At 71.2% G+C, this 21,491-nt stretch carries 22 protein-coding genes and 3 pseudogenes; 15 read left to right on the top strand and 10 right to left on the bottom strand.

Annotated elements, in window-relative coordinates:
- The first annotated feature begins 66 nt into the window (after positions 1–66).
- The 10 genes from AC0VYM_RS01295 to AC0VYM_RS01250 all read left to right on the top strand — a co-directional run bounded on the left by AC0VYM_RS01295 (position 67) and on the right by AC0VYM_RS01250 (position 9,901).
- Entirely contained in the window at positions 67–2,466 is a 2,400-nt protein-coding gene (locus AC0VYM_RS01295; protein WP_475458005.1) for a phage tail protein, read from the top strand.
- Between the two features lie 4 nt (positions 2,467–2,470).
- Positions 2,471–3,367, top strand: coding sequence for a phage tail family protein (locus AC0VYM_RS01290; RefSeq protein ID WP_475458003.1), 897 nt, complete (start codon positions 2,471–2,473; stop codon positions 3,365–3,367).
- A 15-nt stretch (positions 3,368–3,382) separates the two neighbouring features.
- Positions 3,383–4,375 (top strand): hypothetical protein, encoded by a 993-nt coding sequence (locus tag AC0VYM_RS01285; protein ID WP_475458001.1) that lies wholly within the window; start codon positions 3,383–3,385, stop codon positions 4,373–4,375.
- Positions 4,336–5,553, top strand: coding sequence for a hypothetical protein (locus AC0VYM_RS01280; RefSeq protein WP_475457998.1), 1,218 nt, complete (start codon positions 4,336–4,338; stop codon positions 5,551–5,553). The genes AC0VYM_RS01285 and AC0VYM_RS01280 overlap by 40 nt, the downstream gene beginning before the upstream one ends.
- A 3-nt stretch (positions 5,554–5,556) precedes the next feature.
- The gene (locus AC0VYM_RS01275) at positions 5,557–6,384 is read left to right on the top strand and encodes a hypothetical protein (protein ID WP_475457996.1); all 828 of its coding nucleotides are present in this window, start codon (positions 5,557–5,559) and stop codon (positions 6,382–6,384) included.
- Entirely contained in the window at positions 6,381–6,629 is a 249-nt protein-coding gene (locus tag AC0VYM_RS01270; protein ID WP_475457993.1) for a hypothetical protein, read from the top strand. Before AC0VYM_RS01275 ends, AC0VYM_RS01270 begins: the two co-directional genes overlap by 4 nt.
- Positions 6,630–6,687: 58 nt before the next feature.
- Positions 6,688–7,551 carry a peptidoglycan recognition protein family protein gene (locus tag AC0VYM_RS01265; protein ID WP_475457991.1) on the top strand — a complete coding sequence of 288 codons (864 nt, stop codon included), beginning with the start codon at positions 6,688–6,690 and terminating at the stop codon, positions 7,549–7,551.
- Between the two features lie 100 nt (positions 7,552–7,651).
- Complete coding sequence (locus tag AC0VYM_RS01260) at positions 7,652–7,870, top strand: hypothetical protein (RefSeq protein WP_475457989.1); 219 nt, start codon at positions 7,652–7,654, stop codon at positions 7,868–7,870.
- 3 nt (positions 7,871–7,873) lie between these two features.
- On the top strand, positions 7,874–9,025 hold the full coding sequence (locus tag AC0VYM_RS01255) for a hypothetical protein (protein WP_475457986.1): 1,152 nt from the start codon (positions 7,874–7,876) through the stop codon (positions 9,023–9,025).
- Between the two features lie 3 nt (positions 9,026–9,028).
- Complete coding sequence (locus tag AC0VYM_RS01250; protein ID WP_475457984.1) at positions 9,029–9,901, top strand: peptidoglycan-binding domain-containing protein; 873 nt, start codon at positions 9,029–9,031, stop codon at positions 9,899–9,901.
- A gap of 712 nt (positions 9,902–10,613) precedes the next feature.
- Here the strand turns inward: AC0VYM_RS01250 and AC0VYM_RS01245 are convergent.
- From AC0VYM_RS01245 to AC0VYM_RS01210, 8 genes and pseudogenes are all read right to left on the bottom strand, one after another.
- Positions 10,614–11,180: a hypothetical protein gene (locus AC0VYM_RS01245; RefSeq protein ID WP_475457982.1), complete on the bottom strand. Its 567-nt coding sequence runs from the start codon at positions 11,178–11,180 to the stop codon at positions 10,614–10,616.
- Entirely contained in the window at positions 11,167–11,703 is a 537-nt protein-coding gene (locus AC0VYM_RS01240) for a hypothetical protein (protein WP_475457980.1), read from the bottom strand. Before AC0VYM_RS01240 ends, AC0VYM_RS01245 begins: the two co-directional genes overlap by 14 nt.
- Positions 11,700–12,659: a hypothetical protein gene (locus AC0VYM_RS01235; protein ID WP_475457978.1), complete on the bottom strand. Its 960-nt coding sequence runs from the start codon at positions 12,657–12,659 to the stop codon at positions 11,700–11,702. The genes AC0VYM_RS01240 and AC0VYM_RS01235 overlap by 4 nt, the downstream gene beginning before the upstream one ends.
- Positions 12,660–12,737: 78 nt before the next feature.
- Complete coding sequence (locus tag AC0VYM_RS01230) at positions 12,738–13,598, bottom strand: hypothetical protein (protein ID WP_475457975.1); 861 nt, start codon at positions 13,596–13,598, stop codon at positions 12,738–12,740.
- 202 nt (positions 13,599–13,800) lie between these two features.
- Positions 13,801–13,983 (bottom strand): annotated as a pseudogene (locus AC0VYM_RS01225) (helix-turn-helix domain-containing protein); the annotation flags it as partial.
- Positions 13,984–14,040: 57 nt separating this feature from the next.
- Positions 14,041–14,211 (bottom strand): annotated as a pseudogene (locus tag AC0VYM_RS01220) (BldC family transcriptional regulator); the annotation flags it as partial.
- Positions 14,212–14,213: 2 nt separating this feature from the next.
- The gene (locus AC0VYM_RS01215; RefSeq protein ID WP_475457972.1) at positions 14,214–14,408 is read right to left on the bottom strand and encodes a BldC family transcriptional regulator; all 195 of its coding nucleotides are present in this window, start codon (positions 14,406–14,408) and stop codon (positions 14,214–14,216) included.
- A gap of 354 nt (positions 14,409–14,762) precedes the next feature.
- Positions 14,763–15,053 carry a hypothetical protein gene (locus AC0VYM_RS01210; RefSeq protein ID WP_475457969.1) on the bottom strand — a complete coding sequence of 97 codons (291 nt, stop codon included), beginning with the start codon at positions 15,051–15,053 and terminating at the stop codon, positions 14,763–14,765.
- A 694-nt stretch (positions 15,054–15,747) separates the two neighbouring features.
- On the opposite strand from AC0VYM_RS01210, the gene AC0VYM_RS01205 reads away from it, so the two are divergent.
- Positions 15,748–16,488: a DUF5753 domain-containing protein gene (locus AC0VYM_RS01205; protein WP_475457967.1), complete on the top strand. Its 741-nt coding sequence runs from the start codon at positions 15,748–15,750 to the stop codon at positions 16,486–16,488.
- Positions 16,485–16,685 carry a DUF397 domain-containing protein gene (locus tag AC0VYM_RS01200; protein ID WP_475457965.1) on the top strand — a complete coding sequence of 67 codons (201 nt, stop codon included), beginning with the start codon at positions 16,485–16,487 and terminating at the stop codon, positions 16,683–16,685. Before AC0VYM_RS01205 ends, AC0VYM_RS01200 begins: the two co-directional genes overlap by 4 nt.
- 153 nt (positions 16,686–16,838) lie before the next feature.
- Here AC0VYM_RS01200 and AC0VYM_RS01195 read toward each other — a convergent pair.
- Both AC0VYM_RS01195 and AC0VYM_RS01190 read right to left on the bottom strand, forming a co-directional pair.
- Positions 16,839–17,588 (bottom strand): annotated as a pseudogene (locus AC0VYM_RS01195) (MFS transporter); the annotation flags it as partial.
- 257 nt (positions 17,589–17,845) lie between these two features.
- Entirely contained in the window at positions 17,846–19,123 is a 1,278-nt protein-coding gene (locus tag AC0VYM_RS01190; RefSeq protein WP_475457963.1) for an MFS transporter, read from the bottom strand.
- A 187-nt stretch (positions 19,124–19,310) separates the two neighbouring features.
- Between AC0VYM_RS01190 and AC0VYM_RS01185 the strand changes: the two genes are divergently transcribed.
- The 3 genes from AC0VYM_RS01185 to AC0VYM_RS01175 all read left to right on the top strand — a co-directional run bounded on the left by AC0VYM_RS01185 (position 19,311) and on the right by AC0VYM_RS01175 (position 21,468).
- The gene (locus AC0VYM_RS01185; protein WP_475457960.1) at positions 19,311–19,793 is read left to right on the top strand and encodes an Lrp/AsnC family transcriptional regulator; all 483 of its coding nucleotides are present in this window, start codon (positions 19,311–19,313) and stop codon (positions 19,791–19,793) included.
- Positions 19,794–19,891: 98 nt separating this feature from the next.
- Entirely contained in the window at positions 19,892–20,731 is an 840-nt protein-coding gene (locus tag AC0VYM_RS01180; protein ID WP_475457958.1) for an EamA family transporter, read from the top strand.
- 62 nt (positions 20,732–20,793) lie between these two features.
- Positions 20,794–21,468, top strand: a complete 675-nt coding sequence (locus AC0VYM_RS01175) for a hypothetical protein (protein WP_475457956.1) — start codon at positions 20,794–20,796, stop codon at positions 21,466–21,468.
- Positions 21,469–21,491: the final 23 nt, after the last annotated feature.

The following is a 21,491-nucleotide window of genomic DNA, read 5'->3' as shown; positions in this document are numbered from 1 at the left end:
GGCTGACCCACACCTACTAGTCCGCGCGCGCACGCGCGCGCGAGAGCTGATCGGGGGTGATCCCCCGTGGCTCTCCAAGTGGGCGAACTCGTTGCGTATCTGCGGGGCGACGACTCACATCTACAGCGGGCCCTACGCCGCACCGAGCGGGGGCTCGCCAGTGTCGGCAAGGTCGCCGCCTTGACGACGCTGGCGACGTCGGCGGTCGCGCTCACGGCCGCCATGGGTCCGGCGTCCGGCGCGGTGCTGGCGCTCCCGCCCGCGCTGCTGGTCGCCGGGGCCGCCGTCGGCGTCCTGGCCGTCGGGTTGTCCGGCATGGGTGACGCCATGGCGGCGACTGGCGGCGACGCCGAGGAACTGGAGGAGGCACTCGAAGGTCTGGCCCCGTCCGCGCAGGGGTTCGTGCGGTCGTTCGCCGGGTTCCGGCAGGCGTTCGGGCCCGTCCGTGACGCGGTCCAGGAACGCCTGTTCCAGGGGCTCGGGTCCGAGATTGACCGTCTCGCGACCGGGTCCATACCGACCCTGGAAACGGGGATGGTCGGGGTCGCCGGGGCGCTCAACACGGCCGCGAAGTCGGCCACCTCGACCATGTCGTCGGGGGTGTTCAACGGCACCCTGTCGCAGGTGTTCGCGGGCACGACCCGGGTTACCGAGCGTTGGGGGCAGGCTCTCGGGCCGCTCCTCCAGCTGCTCGCGTCCCTCGCGGTGCTGGGAATGCCGCTGGTAGAGCGGTTCTCAGACTGGGCAGCGGGCGGCATTGAGACGGCCGCGGCTTTCCTCACGACCGAAGCGGGCGCCGCCAAGCTCTCGGGGATGGTCGAGCGGGCGGGCGATACCTTCGCTCAGCTCGGCCGGATCGCGTGGGACCTCACGACCGCGCTCGGCGGGGTCTTCGGGTCGGCGTCGGTGTCCGGCGCCGGGCTGCTCGACACCGTCGAGTCGCTCACCACACGGTTCGCGACGTGGGCCCAGTCCGCCGAGGGTCAGGCGGGGCTGGCGACCCTGTTCGACACGCTCGGGCAGGCTGCACAGAACGTGCTGGCGCTGCTGCCCCTGCTCACGGGGGCGCTCGGCACGGTCGTGGCCGTGCTCGGGATGCTCCCCCCGGGGGCACAGACGGCGGTCGCTGGGTTCCTGGCGTTCGCGATGGTCGGCGGCGGGCTGATCAGCAAGCTCGGCGCGCTGACCGGAGTGGTCAAAGGTGTCGGCTCGACGCTGGGGTTCCTCGGGAAGCAGCTCGGCAAGCCCGACTCGGCTTTCCGGCGGCTCATCACGACCGCCGGGGGTCTGGCCGCGCGGATGGCTGTGACCACAGCGTCCGTGGTCGCCGGGGGCGCGAAGATGGCCGCGTCCGCTGTGGCGTCGGGCCTGAGGGTCGCGGCCACGTGGACGATGATGGGCCTCAAAGCCCTACTCGCGGCCGGGAAGATGGCCGCCGCGTGGCTGATCGGGCTCGGCCCGATCGCTCTGGTCATCGCGGCCGTGGTCGGCCTGGTCGCCCTGATCGTCGTCTACTGGGATCAGATCGTCGCGGTCATCTCGGCCGCGTGGGAGTGGGTCAAGGCCGCCACCGCCGCCGCGTGGGCCGCCATCCGGGCCGGGATCGCGGCCGTGTGGGCTGCGATCGTCGGCGCCGTCACGGGCTATATCGCGGCCGTGCAAGCGGTCATCTCCGCCGTGTGGAACACCATCAAGGCCGTCACCGCCGCCTTGTGGAACACCATCCGGGCCGGTATCGCGGCCGAGTGGGCCGGGATCGTCGGCGCGGTCACCAGCGCCGTCGGCAAGGTGAGGTCGTTCATCACCGGGGCGTGGAACACCATCAAGGCCTTGAACGCCGCCATCTGGAACGCCATCCGGGCGGCGGTCGCCGCCGTGTGGAACACCATCCGGTCAACCGTGACCAGCGTGGTCGGCCGCGTCCGCGCCACCGTCACCGGCGCGTGGAACGCCATCAAGGCCGCCACCGCCGCCGCGTGGGGCGCCATCCGGTCCTCGGTCACGACCATGATCACCCGCGCGTGGTCGACCGTGAAGGGCATCGTGGCGCGCTTCCGCACCGTGGGCAGCGACATCGTGCAAGGCATCATCCGGGGCGTCACCGGCGCCGCCGGGCGCCTGGTCTCCAAGATGAAGGATCTCGCCAAGGGGGCGCTCGACGCCGCCAAGGGAGCGCTCGGCATCAACTCGCCGTCGAAGGTCTTCGCTTCCGAGATCGGCCGGTGGATTCCGCCGGGCGTCTCCGACGGCATCGCTTCCGCACAGGCCGCGCTGGATCGGGACCTGTCCGCCATGGTGGCCGTGCCTCCGACCCCGCCGGGGTGGGACGGCGCCGCCGCCGGGGCATCCGGCATCGGGTCCGGGCAGGGCCCTGCCGTGCACATCGAGCACTTCGAGGCCACGGAGCAGATGACGCCGACCGCCGTCGGTGAAGCGCTCTACGGACTCGTGACGGCAAGGGGGTGACGGCGTGGCAGACGACGACGCCCCGATCGGGGCGCGCATGGCGGGGCTCACCCCGGGACAGGTGTCCTGGGGCGGGCTCACCCTCGGCGCCGGTACGCCGTGGCGGTGGTCCCAGCTCGACGGGTGGGAGGACCTCCCTCCCCTCGACTCGGGGGACGTGGCCCGCCCGTCCCGTCACGGGGCGTGGGGCGGAACCGATCTCGCCCAACCCCGCGTGGTCACCCTCGCCGGTCAACTGGCGTGCCGTCAGGGGGACGTCCCCGCCATGGTGTCGGGGCTGCGGTCCGCGACCCGGGTAGCGGACGGCGCCGCGCTTCGCCCCCTGACCGTGAACACCTGGGGCGAGGAACTCGTCTCCTTCGCGCGGCCGACCCAGCGCATCATGTCGCTGGTGAAGGGCGCGAGGTTGGGGATCATCCCGTTCACGGTGCAGTGGACCGCGCCGGACCCGCGCCGGTACTCCCCGGCCGAGTACGCCCGGGAGATCAGCGCGCCGGTGAGGCCCGATGACGGGCTCGACTACCCGCTCGGCTACCCCCTCGACTACGGCGCTCCCATCACGGGCGGCGCCGCGACCTTGACCAACTCCGGCGACACCAGTACACACCCCGTGCTCACGATCACGGGCCCGTGCGACCGGCCGCTCGTGCGCAACTCCGCGACCGGGTACGTGCTGGAGTTCGCCCTCACCCTGGCCGACGCCGAGACGCTCGTCGTCGACTGCGACGCCGGGACCGTGCTCCTGTCCGGCAGCGCTGACCGGCTGTACACCCGCACCCCCGCCAGCGTCCCGGCCGAACTGTGGACCCTGCCGCCCGGACCGTCGCCGATCCAGTTCCGGCCCATGTGGGCGGGCCCCGGCTCGACGGTGTCCGTCCGCTGGCGAGACGCCTACCTGTAGAGGAGAACAACCCCTATGTCTGTGCGCGCTCTCGCGCTCGAATCCGGCACCGTCGGCCTGGAGGACCACCGGCTTCTGATCGGCGCCCTTCTCGGCGGGATCGACTCCGGATGGGCCCTCGACCGGCGGGCCGGTCTGCTCGGCGGCGCCGGGAACCCCGCCGCCCTCACCGGCACGGGCATGACCGCGACCATCGCCCCGTTCGCCGCCGTCATCCCCGGAGGCAGCAGCCCCACCCAGGGGCCGTACCTGGTCGTGTCCACCGACACCGAGGAGGTGACGCTCCCCGACGGAGACGCGTCCGCTCCCCGGGCCGACACCGTCGGCCTGGTCGTGCGCGACGACGTGTACGACACCCTCGGAGAGGTCGCCGTCCGGGTCGGCGTGATCGACCCCGGTACGGACGCGACCGCCCTCCCCCTGCACACGGTGACCGTCCCCGCCGGGGCGAGCGCCGGGACCGGCGGTATCCCGTGGGCGTCGGCGGTCTCCGACCGGCGCACCTACACGGCCGCGCACGGCGGGGTGATCCCGGTGCCGGACATGGCGTCGAGGAACCGGCTCGCCGCCGTGCGTGAGGGGACGCTCGTGCACGTGGCCGCGACCGACGGCTTGTACATGCGGGTGCCGACCGGGTGGACCCCGGCCGCCGGGCAGCCCCTCTACGACGCGCTCGGCGCCATCTTCCAGCGGCTCCCCGGCCCGTGGACCTCAGTCCAGCTGACCACCGGAATCACGGGCCCCGTCGAGGTCCGCCGCACCCCCGACGGGCGCGTCGAGATGAGGGGGACGTTCACCACGTCGCGTGCGATCACTGGCACGGACCTCGGGCAGCTCCCAGCCGGATTCGAGCCGAACCGGTTGTACCGGTGGTCGACCGCGTCCACGCAGTCGGGCACATACAACAGCACGCGAGTCGAGGCCCGGCCGGACGGGTTCATCCGGGCGTTCGCGCTGTATGAGCCGTCGTGGGTGTCTGCGGACAACGCGACCTGGTGGACCTCATGAGCGGCCGGTGGCGGTTCACGTTCGCGGACCTGGTCACCGACCGCGACATCGTCGACCTCGACCTCGCAGACGTCACGTTCGACCGGCGCATCTGCCAGGCAGGGAGCTTCAAGGGCACGGCGCACGTCACTGACCGGGCGACCGCCGACGCCGTCGCCCGGGTCATCCCCCGCACGCCGGGGGACCTCGACCGGGGGCCCGGCCGGACCGTGGTTCACGTGGACCGGGACGGCGACCTGTGGGGTACGTACATCGTCTGGGCGGGCACCCCACAGGCCGACGACCGGGGCCGGATCACCGTCCCGATTCAGGGCGCGTCGCTGGAGTCCTACCTCCATCACCGGGAGATCCGCCGTCAGCTGGTGTACCGGCAGGTGGGCGACCGGGACATCGCGCGCGACCTGGTCGCGGACATGGAGGACCACGGGCCGATCGGGATCGAGGTCGGCCCCGGGACGCCGGGGATGCTCCGCGACCGCGATTACCGGGCGTCCGAGGCGGAGACCTACGGGACTCGGCTTGAGCAGCTGGCCGAGGTGATCGACGGCCCCGAATGGATGATCAGGGTGTTCCGCGACGCCAGCGGGCGCCGCCGCCGTGAGTTCGTTGTCGCGGGCAGGCTCGGGCAGGACCAGACGGACCACGCGTTCACCCAGCCAGGCAACGTCATCAGCTGGTCGTACCCGGCCGACGCTACGGCGGTCGCCACGTCGTGGCAGACCCGGGGAGACACCCCCAACGACGACCTGAGCGCCGAGAGTGAGCCGCTGCTCTCCGGAATCTGGGAAGACCCCCGATACCGGGCCGCCGGGTGGCCGCTCCTAGAGCGCACCGTCGACTACCAAGGCGTCACCGACGCCGACACCCTCGACGCCTACGCCGCCTGGTGGGCCGAGCGCCGGTCCGGGATGATCCGCATCCCCCAGGTCGAGGTACGCCTCCCCGCCGGGGGTTCGTTCTCCCCCGACCGGCTCGGAGACACGGCGTCGCTCACCCTGGTCAACGACTGGTTCCCCCTCGACCAGGGCCGCCCGTCCTTCTCGCACCGGTGGCGGATCGTCGGCGTCGAAGTCACCCCCGCCACACGCGGACAGTCGCACGACCGGGCGCGGCTGATCTTCGAGGAACCCACCGGGCACCCTGCCGGGCAGACCACCACCGCAGACCAGAGGGGATGACCCATGCCCAGACCCGCATACCCGCCCGACTGGGCGGGCACCGTCCGAGGACTCCAACAGGGCGTGCGCGCGGCGTACACGGCCGCGCAGACCCGCGTCAGGTACGCCGCCATCCGCGCGGCGTCCATCATCATCGGGGAAGAAAGCGGGTCTCGGATCACGATCGACCCCGACGACGGGGACCGCCCCCGCCTGACCCTACGCACCCCCGCCGTGACGGCGGACCTGTCGGTGTCGGCGTCCGCAGATGGACCGTGGGCGACCTTGACCAACCGGGGCGCCGACGGTCGGACAGACCTGTCTCTCCAGCCCACCACGGGCGGGCTGTGGGTGCACGACGGCGCCGGGGTCGCCGTCACCACCATGCAGGTAAGCGACACCGCCCTACACGCCGGGTGGATGGCAGACGGCCCCGTACTCCAGATGGGGCCGAATGACACTTGGATTCGGTTCCCTCCCGGGACCGCGCGCGGTGATGTGCGCGTGAGCAAGCAGGGTGGGGGCGCGGTCGTGCTGAGCGCCTACCGGGCGAACGGCACCGTGGCGGCCGGGCTGGCCGTGCAGTCCGACGGCACCATCACGTGGGCAGGGTCATGGTCGCCCGTCCCCCGGGTCGCCGCCGCCCGCGCCGCCGCCCCGGTGGACCCGGGCCCGGCCGCCGACGTCGAGGCCACGCTCGCCTACCTCCGCCAGGTGGTCAGCGACCAGGCCGCCGAGGTGGCCGAGCTCCGCGCGCGCCTCAACTCCATGCCGCCCTTCGAGCGGGTGTCCCCGGAGGCCTTCGCCGCCCTGGTCGACGACGACGCCAACGGGGAGGAGGTGAACGAATGACCACCCCGCCCATGCCGACCGACCCGTTCGCGTCGGTCGTGACGGCCCGGGACGTGTACGACGCGACCCGCGAGACACAGTCCGACGTCCGAGCCGCGCTCGCCCGAGTGACCACCCTGGAAGCCCGCCAAGGCGACCAGGAAACCCGGCTCCGTGCGCTGGAGCGGTGGCGGTGGGGCACCGGCGCCGCCCTGGTGCTCGCCGTCCTGGCCGCCGCCGACTCCCCGCTCTCGTCCCTGCTCTGAACCCACCCACCCCGGGCCCGCCATGTGCGGGCCCTTTCGCATGTCTGGAGACACCCACATGCCACAGCCCGACCTACTCGTATGGCGGTCCGATCTCGGATGGTCGCCGTCCTCCCCCGCCGCCTACGCCAACCCCCGATCCGGTCTGGTCGTCCACTACGACAGCAGCGACCAGAGGCTCGCTGAGGCGCCCCACAGTGCGTGTCTGGCCTACTGGCGGCGCACCCGCAGCTTCCACACCGGGCCCGCGCGCGGGTGGGCCGATATCGGCTACAGCTGGTTCGCGTGCGCCCATGGGTACGTGATCGAGGGGCGCGGACTGTTCCGCACCCAGGCCGCCCAGCCGGGCGGGAACTCTTCGCACTACTCGGTGACGCTGGCGACCGGCCCGACCGACGTCATCACCCCTGCCCAGATCAACGCGGTTCGCCAGCTGCGCACGTGGCTGATGGAACCGAAGTCGTCCATCTCCGGTGCGGTGCTCGGTCACCGCGATTTCTCGGCCACCTCCTGCCCCGGCACCCGGGCCTACGCTCTGGTCAAGGACGGCACGTTCCGCAAGGCCGCGAAGTGGGGCGCCGACGCCCCCGACGCTCCGCCGACCGGCCCGGACCCGTCCCCGACGCCACGCCCGCCCAAGCCCGGCGTGAAGGCACCCCGCTTCCCACTCGCCACCGGGTGGTACTTCGGGCCCCGGTCGGGTCCGGCCTACTCGGTGTCCGGCTACTACTCGCACCGCGACGACCTTCGTCGCTGGCAGCGCCGTATGCGCGACCGGGGGTGGACGATCTCGGCCGACGGCCTGTACGGGCCCCAGACCGCCACGGTCGCCCGAACCTTCCAGACGGAGAAGGGCCTCGGCGTCGATGGCCTGGTCGGTGCGCGCACGTGGCGCGCGGCGTGGGAATCGCCCATCACCTGAACCCCCCACCGGCCGCCATCACTTTAAGTGGCGGCCGGCCGCACCCTCAGTAATCGCACCTCGGGCACCCGCCCGGGGCGCCCTCATGTCTGGAGACCCCTTGCACGCCTCACCGAAGAACCCCGCCCGCTTCCTGCCCGAGAAGAAGGTCGCCGCCGCCGGGTACGCCGGTGCCGCCGTGACCGTCCTGGTCTACGTCGCCGGTCTGCTCGGCCACGACCTGCCCGCCGAGGTCGCCGCCGCCGTCGTCGGCCTGGTCGCGGTCGCCGCCGCCTACTTCGCCCCGCACACCCGCCGCGCCGACGTCGAGGAGGGCTAGCCCGTGCCGACGATCCTCGACCTTCCGCCGGACTTCGACCGGGTCCGGCTTCACGGCCGGTGGGTGCTGCTGTCCGGCACGTCCGCTGCCGGGACGGTGACGCTACAGCCGTCCGTGCCCCGGCTGGTCTCCCCCGCGCACTCCACGGTCATCATGGGCACCCCGGTCACGATCACTCTCGACGACCAGGGCGCCATGTCCGCCGAGGTACCCGCGACCGATGATCCGGACATCACCGGCGGCCCGTGGGCGTACACGGTCACGGTGACGATCACCGGCGCGTCTTCGTACTCCTTCTCTCTCCAGGTGCCGCACGACGGCGGGCCCATCGACCTGTCCGCGCTCACGCCGCCGCTGGTACCGCCGCCGGTCCCCGACGACCCGATCGTGTGGAGCGTGAACGCCCACGTCGGGCACGTGGTGCTCGGCGCGGAGTCGGTCGGCGCGCTCCCCCTCGACCAGGTCGGCGCCCCGGGCGGCGTGGCCACGCTCGACGCTGGCGGCCTGGTGCCCGTCGCCCAGCTCCCCGACGGCGGGGAAGGCGCCGAGGGGCCCCAGGGTCCGCCGGGTGAGCAGGGGCCCGAGGGCCCGCCCGGTGTCGACGGTCGGCCGGGTGACCCCGGCCCGGCCGGTGCCGACGGCGCGTCCGCCTACGCGCTCGCCGTCGAGCAGGGCTACCCCGGCACGCTCCCGGAGTGGCTGGCGTCCCTGGTCGGTCCCGAGGGCCCGGCCGGTGCCGACGGCGCCCCCGGCACGGACGGGGAGCAGGGCCCGCCCGGCACCCCGGGAACCGACGGCCGCGACGGTGCCGACGGCGCGACCGGCCCGGCCGGTGACTCCTCCTGGACATGGTCGGCGCCGCACGCCGGGGCGACCCCGCCCGGCGCTCCGCTGCACCGGATGTACAACAGCAGCGGCGCGACGCGGACGGTCACGCGGGTGCACGCGAGCGTGGCCTCGACGTCGACCTCGGCAATCGCGGTCGAGGTCCGGCGGGGAACCACAGCAGTCGCTACGGTCACCATCCCCGCGAACGCGAATGTGGGCAGCACTGCCGTGTCTGTGCTGGTCAATGACGGTGAATACCTCACCGCGGCCGTAGTGCAGGGTGATGCCGCCGCGCAGGCGCTCACCGTCGCAGCGCGGGTGGTGTGAACCGTGGCCATCATCCGGCAGAACACGACCCATGGCGGCCCGGGGCACCTGGTCACCACCACGGGCAGCGCCGTGCACGGGGACCCGTGGACCACGGTCGGCGGTCACGTGGCCTACGACGGCCGCCCTGACACCGGGTGGCCGTGTCTGCGTCTCGGGTCCCCGGTCGCGGGTGCGTCGAACCTGGCCCGGACCACGGGCACGCGCGCGGCCCTGTCGGCCGCCCTGTTCGTGTGGGTGCCGACCGGCGCCGCGCTGACCGTGTCGGTCGGCGGGACCGCCGCCGGACACCCGTCGGTCGCGTGGACGACCGGCGGGGGGTTCCTCCTCGGCGGGGTCTCCGCCCCGGCCGCCGTCGTCTCGGCGTGCCGTGACCGCCTGGTCCGCGTCGAGGTGTCCGCGACCGGCGGGACCGCGACGTACCGGATCAGCCACGTGTCACCGCTGACCAACGCCCCGGACCACGAGTCGACCTCGGCCTACTCGGGGACCCTGACCACGGTCCGGCTGCTGACCGCCGCCGGGTCCCGGGCGTGGGTCGACACGCTCCGCGTCGGGGAAGGGGAGTGGCTGGGGGCCGGGATCATCGGGCCCGCCTCGACTCCGGGGTACACCGCGTCGGGCCCGTGGGTGGCGCTGGCACAGCGCGACCTCATGGCCGCCGGGTACCCGCTCCCCCAGTGGGAGGACGACGGGTTTTACGGACAGGAGATGTCCGACGCCGTCCAAGCCCTCCAGTCCGACCACGGGCTCGGGGTTGACGGCATCCTCGGCCCGGCCGCCCGTGCCGCCCTCGACACCCGCCTCAACACCACCCGCTACCCGACGGTTTCCGGGCATACGGGGTGGGGGGTAGCGGCCAGCCCGCAGACATGACGGCCGTCATACAGGCCTGAGCACAGCAACGCCCCACCCCCGGTTTCGGGGGTGGGGCGTTTTCGTCGTTTCGGGTGCCCGCGCGACGGTTGAGATGACCGCACTTCCATTACGGACGATCCGCCGCGCAGGCTGCTCCTAGTAAATCAGGGCTGCGTCCTCTCTAGGGCGGTCGCCCAACGCTTCGTGGTAGTCCGTCGCCACCTGTAGGCACGCCTGGTGCCGCACCACGTCAGAGGCGTCAAGGAGCCCGACCAGTTGCGGCGCCGTCCGTGTCAGGTTCACTGTCTGCCCTTGTCGCCAGCAGTGCCGGATCGCGCCGGAACACGCAAGCAGAATCGCCCCAGCCGAAGCCCGGTGAGTCAACACCTGATCAAGCCGGGCCTGAGACGCGGGCGCGGGCTGACCGTGCGACCCCGAGGGCAGGTGGGCCAGAGCAGCGCGCGCCAAGGCGCCGCCGATAGGAAGCCCCCGGGTGGGGTTCATCGACTTCACGTGCGGCCATGTGGCCATGGCGAGCAGGAACCCCGCCACCTGGAACGCGTTAGTGTCGGTCCCCCCGGCCACGCCACACGCACGTTCGTGCAACCCCCCGTACGGATAGAACTGATCGGCACAGAGTTCACCCACCTGCCGCCACCAGGAAGCCACGTCCCGCGACCGGTCCGACCACACCTGATACAACGCGCCGTCGAGGGCCGCGCACTGGTCCTCATTCACCCGCGAACACCTCCCCCTTCTGCTCCGCAAGCCGGTACATCTCCATCACCGCGAACTGGGCGAAGTCCTTACGGACGCCCCCGTCAGGGTGCACGGCCGCATAGGTGTCGCGTACCAGGCGATCAGCGGACAGCATCAGACGCCCGCCGCCGAGCTTGTTCGCGTCGATCAGACGGCGCCTGATTCCCTCCAACGTCTGTTCCCGGCGTCCCCGGACCACCTTGCGGCGGAACGCGTCCACGATGACATCGGCCCCGGGTCCGCCGCGCCGCTCATGGTTCCTCCCGATCGCCCTCAACAGCGACAGACCGCGCACGGGCCGGACATCGAGCGCGGACCCGGATGCCCGTACCGCCAACAGCATCCACAGGGCGTCAAACGCGGGCTCCTCGGCGGTCGTGTCCGTCAACCTGGTGACCGTGCCCATGGTCTGGTGGTGAGGGGTCCCTCGAACCAGGTCCCTGTACCAACTCGGGTTCACCGGCTCCGCGAGAGCGGCGTTGATCTGGTCGGCGCCGACCCCGGGTACCTGGGGAATGGGGTGTTCAAGCGTGCGCATCAACGGTCTCCTCTGCCTGGGCTTCGTCGGGCGCGGGCGTGGTCTTCTGCACAGCCCGGTTGTAGTCGATCGTCCATTTCCGGCATACCGCCGACACCTTGCCGGGGTCGCCGGACAACGCGGTGGCGGTTTCCTGCGCCCAGCTCGTCAGGTTCAGAGGGTTCGTCGCGTAGGGCGCTTGAACGTGGTGAGATTTGGCGATGTCGACCAGGTGGCGCAACAGCCGGTCACGGTCGCCGTCGCGGGCCGCGAGGATGGCTTGGCGCAGCCTCGCCGGGTTGGCATGGCTCGCCCCGGCTTGACCGATCGTGACCGTCCCCGAGACGAACGCGCGGCGGTTCAGCCCGGACTGGAGTGCGGCGACCATCCACACCGCGTCGTACTCGGGACCCTCGTAGGCGTCGACCACCGGCACGACCGCGCGGCAGGTGACGGGGCCGGGCAGGCCCTCCCGCCACTCCTGCCAGATCCGCCCGTCTTGGGCCCACCGCTGAATTTCCATGAGCTTACTGACGTTGATCACGCCTCGTCCCCCTGCTCCTGGTTGGCGAAGTGCTCGGCCCAGAGCTGGCGAACCTTCTCGGTGTCCACGACGCCGTTCTCGTCGGTGGCCGCCCGGATGATCTCCCAGTTCTTCCACTCGTCGGCCGAGGGGGTGTGCTCGGTGTGCTCGTGGACGTGATCCGGGTCCCCGGTGCTGGTCGGGTCAGCCCAGAACTCCAGCTGCCACACCCGGCCCGGGGTGGACTCGCCGCCCCGTTCGGTGAGACCGGTGAGCAGGTACCCGGCGTCCTCAGCGACCTCCTCGATGGAAGCGGCGTTGGAGTCCTGCCACTCCCGGATGGAGTGCTCCACCCATGTTCCGGACTCGTCCCGGTAGACCACCCGCACCCGGTACGTGTGTTCCTGGTGAGGGGCGGTCCCCGCCTCGATAGCCTCAGCCTCGTCCAGCCGGTCCTCGTCGAGTTCGCCCTGGAGGATGCGCAGGGTGTCAGCGGCGGCGGATACGATCATCCTCACCCCCACGGTGGCGGCGTCGTACTCGTCCTGTTCGGCGTTGGACACGGCGTCGGATAGGAACGTTTCGATGACCTCTTCGAGCGAATGGACGGCGCGCAGGCGCGCTTCGGAGGACCCGGTGATGTCCTCCACGTCCTCGCGGTCGAAGCGGTCCCGCATCTGCTCGTAGGTTTCGGCGTTCGCGTCGGCCTCAGTCAGGAGGCGCCCCACGAACGCGGGCGAGACGCCGAGGTGACCGGCGACTGTCACGTTGGTGCCGTGGATGCGCTCGTACCGGTCCGCCAACTCCGCGACGGCGGCGTTACGGATGTCGTCCACCTGATCGCCCACCCCGTTCTTGCGGATGGTCTGGCAGGCGTGGAAGCGGTTGATGGGGTCGAGGCGGAGGAGGGCGGGGCGGTCCACTCTTACGAACAGGGTCGGGTCGATCTCGTTCTCGGGCTGGTGGTCGTCAGTCACGGCCTTCGCCTTTCTGCTGGGTGTGGGATGCTGGCGGGCGGGCGCCCGCCCCGGGTGAGAGCCGGGGCGGTCGCCTCCCTACCTGCCGTTGAATCGGGCGTTGACGATGGCGCGGAGCGCCTTCTCGCACCGGGCCGGGGTGTCCTTGATGTCGTGCTCGGCCATGTACGCGGTGACCTGGTCGTCGCTGACCAGGAAGCCCGCGAGGGTGTCCTCCATCGACTCCTGAGCGTTCCCCACGAACGTGGAGAAGGCGGCGGGGTTCGTGGCCGTCAGCGCACGGGACCCGATCGCTCGCATGAGCGTGTTCGCCTGCCGGTAGTTCAGCGGGGACACCTCCCACTCGCGGATGCCCGCTTCCTCGGCCGGGGGCTCCTGGGTGGTGTGCGCGGACAGGTGCCCGGCCTTGTCCATGCGGATGCGGGTGTACCGGGCGCCGGGCTTGGCGGGGGTGTACTCGGCGTCGCCGTCGATGATGAGGGCCTGAACGTCCTCGGTCTCGATGGCCCGCATCCGGGCCTCGATGGCGGTCCTGCTGACCCGGTTGTAAAAATCGTCGTGGTGCAGGTCGTCCCTTGCGCGGCCCTCCAACTCCCAGTTGCTTCGGTAGGCGCCGGTGATCTGCATCAGGGCTTCAAGGTACGGCTCGTAGCCGTCGCGGTAGACGATCCGGTAGCAGTCGTTACCGCCGAAGTCTCCGGGGACGTACTCCAGGGTCGCGAACTCCTGGAGCTTCCAGACGAGCAGCTGAACCGCGTAGATGTACCGGTTCGCGGCCCAGGCGGGGAGCCCCTGGGGGAGGCCGAGGTACCGGTCAACGCCCCAGTGGACGCGGAAGGTAGTGGCTTCGTGGCGGGGAGGCCGCTGGGTTGGGGTGAGGCTTCCGGTTTCCTGGTCCCAGAGCAGGTGGGTTTCGGTGTAGCCGGTGGTGACGCTCATAAGGGTCCCTTCGGTTGCGGGGGTTCCAACACCGCGATACTAACCATGCTGGTTAGAATTGTAAACAGCACGATTAGTTTTGCCTGAAAGTCGTCCACCACCTGCAAAAACGCCCCCGCCCTCCCGCAAGGGAGAACAGGGGCGACGTGGGGCCCGCGCGCCCGGGAGTGGCCACCAGGCGCACGGGAGTCTTGTTAGTCGGTCAGGGCGTCGACGAAGCAGCGCCGGGGTAGGTGCCCGGCCCGCGCGCTGCCAGGATCTCTAGGACGTCCGCCTCTCGGTACCGGCGGTGACCGCCCACCGTGCGAATCATGTGGAGATCACCCGCGTCCCCCCACCTCGCCACAGTCTTGGGGTCCACCTCGATCAGGGCCGCTGCCTGCGTCGGCGTCAACCACCTCGGCGCGACCTCGGCCTCGGCCTCGACCGGCGGCGTCGGCGTCGGCTCCCCCTCGGCCAGGGCGCGGACCTCCGACTCTAGGAATCGGCGCTGACCTCCCAAGGTGCGAAGCGAGGTCAGCTTGCCCTGCTTGGCCCAGCGGGTGACCGTCTGGGAGTCCACGCGCAGGACGGCGGCGGCCTCGGCGGGGGTCAGTAGATGATCCTCGGCCACGCCTACCGCTCCTGCCCGGTGAGCAGGGCGCGCACCTCAGCCTCGCGGTAGCGACGGTGATTGCCCGGCGTGCGCAGCGATGACAACTTGCCCTCCTTGGCCCACCGCGTCACGGTCTTGGGGTCCACTCGGAAGAAGGCGGCGACCTCGGCGGGGGTCAGCAGCGCTTCCGGCTCGATCGGCTTCGTCTTCGGCACAGCGGTTGGTCCTGTCAGCTCGGGGGGTTGGTTTCAGTCCGGATGTCTCCGCAGTGGCGGCACCTCTGGGTACGCACGCGGGGTGTGCGGGGGTCCGCCGGGTCGGGGACGTAGTCATGGGTGTGGCCCGGCGTGCAGCTGGACATGTCGCCTCACAGGGGGAGGGCGGCGCCCCCGGCCACGAAACCGGGGACGCCGGGCCGCGCGGACGGGCACGGCCGAGGGGGTGGAACGGGCCCCGCCTACCTGCTCGGCGGGGTGGGGAGCGCGCCCCACAGGAGAGCTTGGGCGCGCGTCACGGGGGTGTCAGGGCTGGTCTGATCGCGCGGGGAGATGATCGCGCGGCCGACCACGTCAGCGAGCCACACGAGGGTGGCCGCTTCGTCTGAGGCATCGGGTCTGGGGGGTACGGGCGGCATCGTCAAGGGGGGTCCTTTCCAGGGGGCTGTGCCACGTCGCCGGGTGCGGGTGGTCGTCCCGGTCGGCCCCGGCCGCCACCCACTCCACGCCTGCGTGGAGCACCACGTACACCGGCCGTCCGTCGAGCGTGGGCCCGAGGTAGTGCAGGCGCTTGTGGTGCCGCGCGGCCAGGGCGCGGAGCGCGGCCAGGGTCCCGGCGTCCCGGATGTCACACACCCGCGTCATGCCGCCACCTCCGCCGCACTGCCGTCCCGGGGCTCGGGGATGGGGTGCGGGTCCTGGCCAGCCGGGGCACGCCCCCGCGACGCCCCGAGGTCTAGCAGGACACCGCACCCCAGTCGGGACCGGTCAACGCGCACGATGTGGGCGCGGCGCCGCCGAAGGCAATGGAGTTCGTCGAGCACGTAGGGCCGAACCACAGCAACCGGGCCGACCTCAGGCCCGTGCAGCGGGGCGGTCAGCGCCGGGAGCGCGGGCAAGTGTGGGCGCCGATACGGGCGCGGGACCGCGTAAGGCCGGGCCCGGGACGCCCGTCGGAACAGGAGGGGGACCAGCGCGAGGATGGCGAGCAACTTGTCCGGGATGCCAGAGGTATAGTCGTTCATGGCAGCGCTTCCTTTGATCGCAGCGTTGTCCAAGCCCCGGGCGTGCCAGCGTCGCGGGGCTTCTTGACGTCCTTGAAGGAGGTTCAAGTGTCACCCCTCACACCAGAAAAAGCAATCTGCTTTCATGTTTTGCTTTGACTTTCTGCTAGGGCAGCCTGCCGAACTGGACATATGGCATCCTGGGGCCCATGACCAGCACGCCACAGGGCCCGACCGTGGCCCGATGGGTCCTCGCGCGCGAGCTGCGCAGGCTCCGTGGGGACCGAACCCCCGCCGATGTCGTCCGACCACTCCGCGCCCAACAGACTTCGCTCATGCGCTGGGAAGACGGAGGCCCCGCCGGGCAAGTGCCCGGTGTCGCCCGACTGGAAGGGCTGCTGCGGGTCTACGAAGTCAGCGAGAGCGAGGCCGCGCGGCTGATGGCACTTCGGGAGATCGCCCGTACTCCCGGATGGTGGCAAGGCCACGACGTCCAGAAGCCATACGGAACATTCATCGGGCTCGAAGACGCGTCGAGCGAGATCAGTTCGTTCGAGCAGTCCTTTGTACCTGGTCTACTCCAGACTGAGCGGTACGCACGCGCGGTCACCCTCGCAGCCCATGCGCCCTCCCGAGTGCCGATCGAAGACATCACGGACCGCGTTTCCGTTCGCCTGCGAAGACAACAGCGCTGGGTCGAGCGGCGAACACCCCACCTCTGGGCCATCGTGGGTGAGGCCGCGCTCCGAACCCTGGTGGGCGGGCCCGACATCATGCGCGAGCAACTCGACCACCTGCTCAACCTCGCAGATCAGCACGACATACTGACCCTGCAAGTGCTTCCGTTCTCGGCCGGGGCACACGCCGCGACGGAGCTCAACAGCTTCGCCATCCTCACAGTTGAGGAGGCTGGACTTTCGAGCGTCTACCTCGAAGGGCCGACGTCCGACTTCTTCATGGATTCCCCCGAGGACCTCGGTACCTACCGCCGCGTCTTCGAGCACCTACGCAAAGCGGCGATGAATTCGCCCGACTCCCGGGCGCTGATCACTGAAATCCTGGAAGGGCTCACATGAGCACGCACACGTCTTCACCCGCTGCCCTGGTCTTCCGTACTTCCTCATACAGCGGCAGCGCTGGGAACTGCGTCGAGGTCGCGGACCTACCCGGGGCGGCAGCCGTGCGCGACACCCAGAACCGCGCCGCCGGACACCTGAAGTTCCCCGGCAGTGAGTGGGCCGCCCTGCTCTCCACAACCCGCACCGAGGCGTAACACCCCGGGAAACCATGTGGCCCCCTGGTCGACGACCAGGGGGCCACATGTGCCTAGAAACTGGTGCGGAGCACCGGAATCAGTGTAGCCGGTGCATTCTCCGCAGACTCCGAATCGCAGGCTTCCTGCTACTCGTGTTTACGGAATAGGGTCATTGAAGCAGACGATCCACGCGAGCATCGGCCGCAGGATCGGGTGCCGGGCGAGCAGCACGAAGCCCCGCACCGCACCGCGCGGGCTCATCCGCTCGGTCCCGTCGTGGCGGGCCTGCATGGGGCGTCGGATGCGCAGGATCAGCGCCCCCGACACCAGGTAGAGGAGCGCCTCCGTGAGGAAGGGGTAGGCGCGGCCCAGGCTGAACAGGAACCCGGCGAGGGGCGCGCCGAGGGCGGTCGTGGTGAAGAAGCGGATCTGGTTCTGCGCGGCGGCGTCAGCCATCTGCGCGGGTGGCACCAGCTGTTTGATCGCGGCCATGGCGACCGGGTTGGAGACGCCCATGAACGCCGAGGACACCACCGCCGTGCCGATCACCACGGGCACCGTGGCGTACCCGCTGAGCAGGGTCCCGGCGAAGGCGAAGAGGAGCAGCAGGCGACCGAGGTCGCACACCAGCAGCACGGCGCGGCGGTTGACGCGGTCCGCGAGGGAGCCCCCGACGACCGCCGCGACCATGGTGGTGGCCACCTGGGCGGCGCCGACGAATCCGGCCTCGGCGGCCGATCCGGCCAGCGTCAGCATGAGCAGGGGGTAGGCGACCTCGCCGCTCTCCTTGCCCAGCCCGGCGAGGAACCGGCTGGACCACAGGGACTGGAAGTCCTGGTTGCGCAGGAGCGGGGCCGACGCGGCCGGGCCCGCTGGTGCCCTGTCCGGGGGCGGGAGGGGGCGCCGCTGTTCGATCGTCATGGTGTCCGACCACCCGTCGTGATACCCGGTGGGTCCCGGGATGCCCCGCGGCCCCGCTCCGCGCTTCGCCCCAGGCACCCCCGTCGCGGTGTGCGTGCGGGTCGCGGGCGTCAGGAGGGGAAGGCGGGGATCACGAAGGAGGGTCTTTCGGGGGGTGGGTTGCTCAGATCGACATTATGCGTCCGTTGTGGGCATTGCGAGCTTGTGAGCACCCATCAGTCGCATATCCGACTATTTGGCCACTACCGGCCGCACCCTCACGAGCGGACGCCCGTGGGGTCGGATGTCGGGACCGGACCGTGGCGCTGGGCGGCCGCCTCGATCGTCCAGGGGGTGCGTTCCACGTAGGCGACCACGAGGGCCACCGCGAGCGAACCGCCCGCGATCACCGCGTAGGAGAGGGTCCACCCGCCGGTCAGCTCGTTGAACAGGCCGAACAGCAGCGGGCCGCCCAGGGCGATACCGCTGCCCGCACCCTGCACGAAGCCGGACAGCGCCGCCGCCCCCTGCGGCGTGGAGCTGCGGGCGTTGATCATGGTCATGGTGACCACGAACAGGCTGGTGCCCATGCCGAGGAAGAGCACCCACAGCGCGGCGTGCTCGGGGGCCAGGGCCACGCCGAGGTAGCCCACGCCGTAGCCCGCCAGCCCGAGGGCGACGATCGGGAAGGTGTTGGCCGCGCGCAGGGTGACGATCGGCGCGACCAGGCCGAACAGGAGGCTGGCGCCGACCATCAGGGAGACCAGGCTCCCGGCCAGGGCGGGGCTGTGTCCGGCGTCGTCGAGCAGGGCGGGCAGCCACGTGAACAGCGTGAAGACGTTCCAGGTGACCATGCCGAACAGCAGCGCCATCCGCCAGGCCATGCCCACCCGCCAGATCGGGCGGGCCAGGGCGGGACCCCCGGAGGGCACCACGGCGCGCGGGGCGCCGCCGGACCGCCGCCACTGGACGGTCCACAGGAGCGCGGCGACCAGGGCCAGGACGGACCAGGCGCCCAGGGCCACCCGCCATCCGGCGGCCTCGGCCAGGGGGATCGCGACCAGCGGCGGGAAGAGGGCGCCCAGGTGGATGGCGACCATCTGCACGGTGCTGAGGGCGGCCAGCCGGTCCGGGAAGTACTGCTTGATCAGCGGCGGGACCACGACGTTGCCCAGGGCGGCGCCGACGAGCGCGATTCCGGTGAGCGCCAGCAGGGCGCCGGTGTCGGGCGCGAAGGCGCGCGTCACCTGGCCCACTCCGGTGAGCAGCATGCTGAGCGCGGCCGTGGCCTCGGGGCCCAGGCGGCGCATGACGGCCGGGGTGATCAGGCCGAACACGGCGAAGGCCACCAGCGGCAGGGTGCCGAAGACACCCACGACGGTGGCGGTGAAGCCGAACTCCGCGCCGATGGTGGTCAGCAGGGGAGAGAGCGCGGTGACGACGAGGCGCAGGTTGAGCGCCGCGCAGACGATGGCGAGCAGGGCCAGGATGCGGCCCCGCGTTCGCGGGCCCACCGACGGTCGGTCGGTGACGGCCACGACGGAGGAAGGTCTCACGGTGACGGACGTCCCTTGTGTTGCGGTGGTGCGACGTTGCACCAGTGCTGGGCCGACCGGCGGGCGACACTGCCGACCGGGAAAGGATCACTTCCCGGCGAGCCAAATACGACCTTTTCGCTCAAATGTTACGCATGCTCCGGAGTCAAACACAACAACCCGTATTAAGTACGGGTAAACTCCGGTCATGGCTGATCTTGACGAACTAGATACGGCGATCCTGGCCGAACTCCAGTCAGACGCACGAAAAACCAACCGCGACGTGGCCGCAGCGGTGGGCGCGTCGCCCACGACGACGCTGGATCGGACCCGCGCGCTGCGAGAAAGGGGTGTGATTCGGGGCTCACTGCTGGACGTGGACCTCGAACTCATCGGCCGCCCCGTCCAGGCGCTCATCACCGTCAGCGTCGTGAAGCCCTCGCGCCACAACATCGAGGCCTTCCGCGACTGGGTCCGCGCCCTGCCGGACACCCTGTCGGTCTTCGTCACCTCGGGGAACGAGGACTTCCTGGTGCACGTGGCCCTGCCGGACAACAACAGCCTGTACGCCTTCGTGGTGGACAAGCTGACCGAGCGCCCGGAGGTGGCCGACGTGCGCGCCTCGATCGTCTACGAGCACCTGCGCAACAACCACATCGCACCCACCAACGTCCGGGCCCACCGCCCCTGACCGGCGCGGCGACCGGGTGGGGACGGGGGCGCCGCCGGGTGGCGCGGGGGGTGGGGGCTAGCCTTGCGGGGTTCCCCTTCCCCTCTGCGAGACATCCAATGACCACACCCATCGTCTTCGCGGTGCTGGTGGCGGCCCTGCTGCACGCGGCGTGGAACGCGATCGCGCACGCGATCAGCGACCGGCTGCTCGGCTTCGCGCTCATCGGGCTCGGCGGGATGTTCGCGACCCTCCCGCTGCTGTTCGTGGTCGGGATGCCCCCGCCCGAGGCCTGGCCGCTCCTGCTGGGCTCCCTCGCCACCCACCTGATCTACCTGACCCTGCTGATGCTGTCCTACCGGACCGGCGACTTCGGGCAGGTCTACCCCCTGGCGCGCGGCACCGCGCCCTGGGTGGTGGCCCTCATCGGCGTGCTCCTGCTGGGTGATCACCTGCCGCCCCAGGAGCTGGTCGGGGTCCTGGTCATCTCGGCCGGGCTCATGATCCTGGTGTTCGCGGGCGGGCTGCCGAAGCGGCACCACGTGCCCGCGCTCCTGGCCGCCTTCGCGACCGGTCTGGCGATCGCCTCCTACACCGTAGTGGACGCCTACGGCGTGCGTCTGACCCAGGACCCGCTCGGGTACATCACGTGGATCATGATGCTCCAGGGTCCCGTGTTCTTCCTCGTGGCCCTGGCCACCCGGCGGGGGAAGCTGGTCGGGCAGCTGAGGCCGATCTGGAAGGTCGGCCTGTTCGGCGGCGCGGTCAGCGCGGGCGCCTACGGACTGGTCCTGTGGGCGCAACTGTCCGGGGCGGTCGCCGGGATCGCCGCCCTGCGGGAGACCAGCATCGTCTTCGCGGCGCTGATCGGGCTGGTGTTCTTCAAGGAGCGCGTGGGGCCGATCCGGATCGTCGCCTCGACCGTGGTCGTCGCGGGCGTCCTCCTCCTGACCCTCTGACCCGGGACGCCTGAGTACTTCTACTCAGCAACCGCCCTCTGCCGGGCGCGGTCCCAACGGGTATGACGAACAAGCTCCCCCTCCCCCCGCCGCTGCCCCTCCTCGCGACGCTCGGCGCGGGGCTGTTCCTGACCGGCTGCGGCCTGCTGCCCGACTCCCCCGACGAGCCCCGCGACCCCGGTTCCTCGGCGTCCGCGTCCGCCTCTCCAGCCACCGACGTCCCCTCCGCGTCACCCGACGACGCCGCCGACACCGACGACGAGGGATCCGCCTCCTCCGAGGCCGCCCCGGACTGGGTGGCCCCTACGTTCGCCACCGGGTGGACGATCGAGTTCGACGCCGACAGGAACCTGCACCGGGCCACGCAGGACGGCACCGGCTGCGACATCGTGTTCAGCCAGACCACCGGCACCGACCAGGCCGAACGGGACGGCTTCGAGCCAGCCGGGACGCTCGATGCCCTGCTGGAGAACGTGGCCGAGCAGGCCGGGAGCGTGCCGGTCGACGTCCCCGCAGACCCCTACCGGATCGTCGCGGACTCGGGGGAGACCCACGAGTTCGAGACCCGGCAGGTCACCTTCGACACGCCCGACGAGAACCGCACGGCCCGCATGGGCGTGCTGTGGGTCGACGACGCCGAGCTGGTGGTCAGCTCCTCGTGCCCCGCCCGCGAGTGGGACGAACAGCGGCTCCCGATCGTCATGCTCGTCGGCTCGGCCTCGATCAGCGGAGCCTGACTCCGGCCCCGGGCCCGAGCGCG

This window comes from Nocardiopsis sp. iso_237 (assembly GCF_056173345.1).
This window is presented reverse-complemented; position numbering and strand designations above follow the sequence as displayed.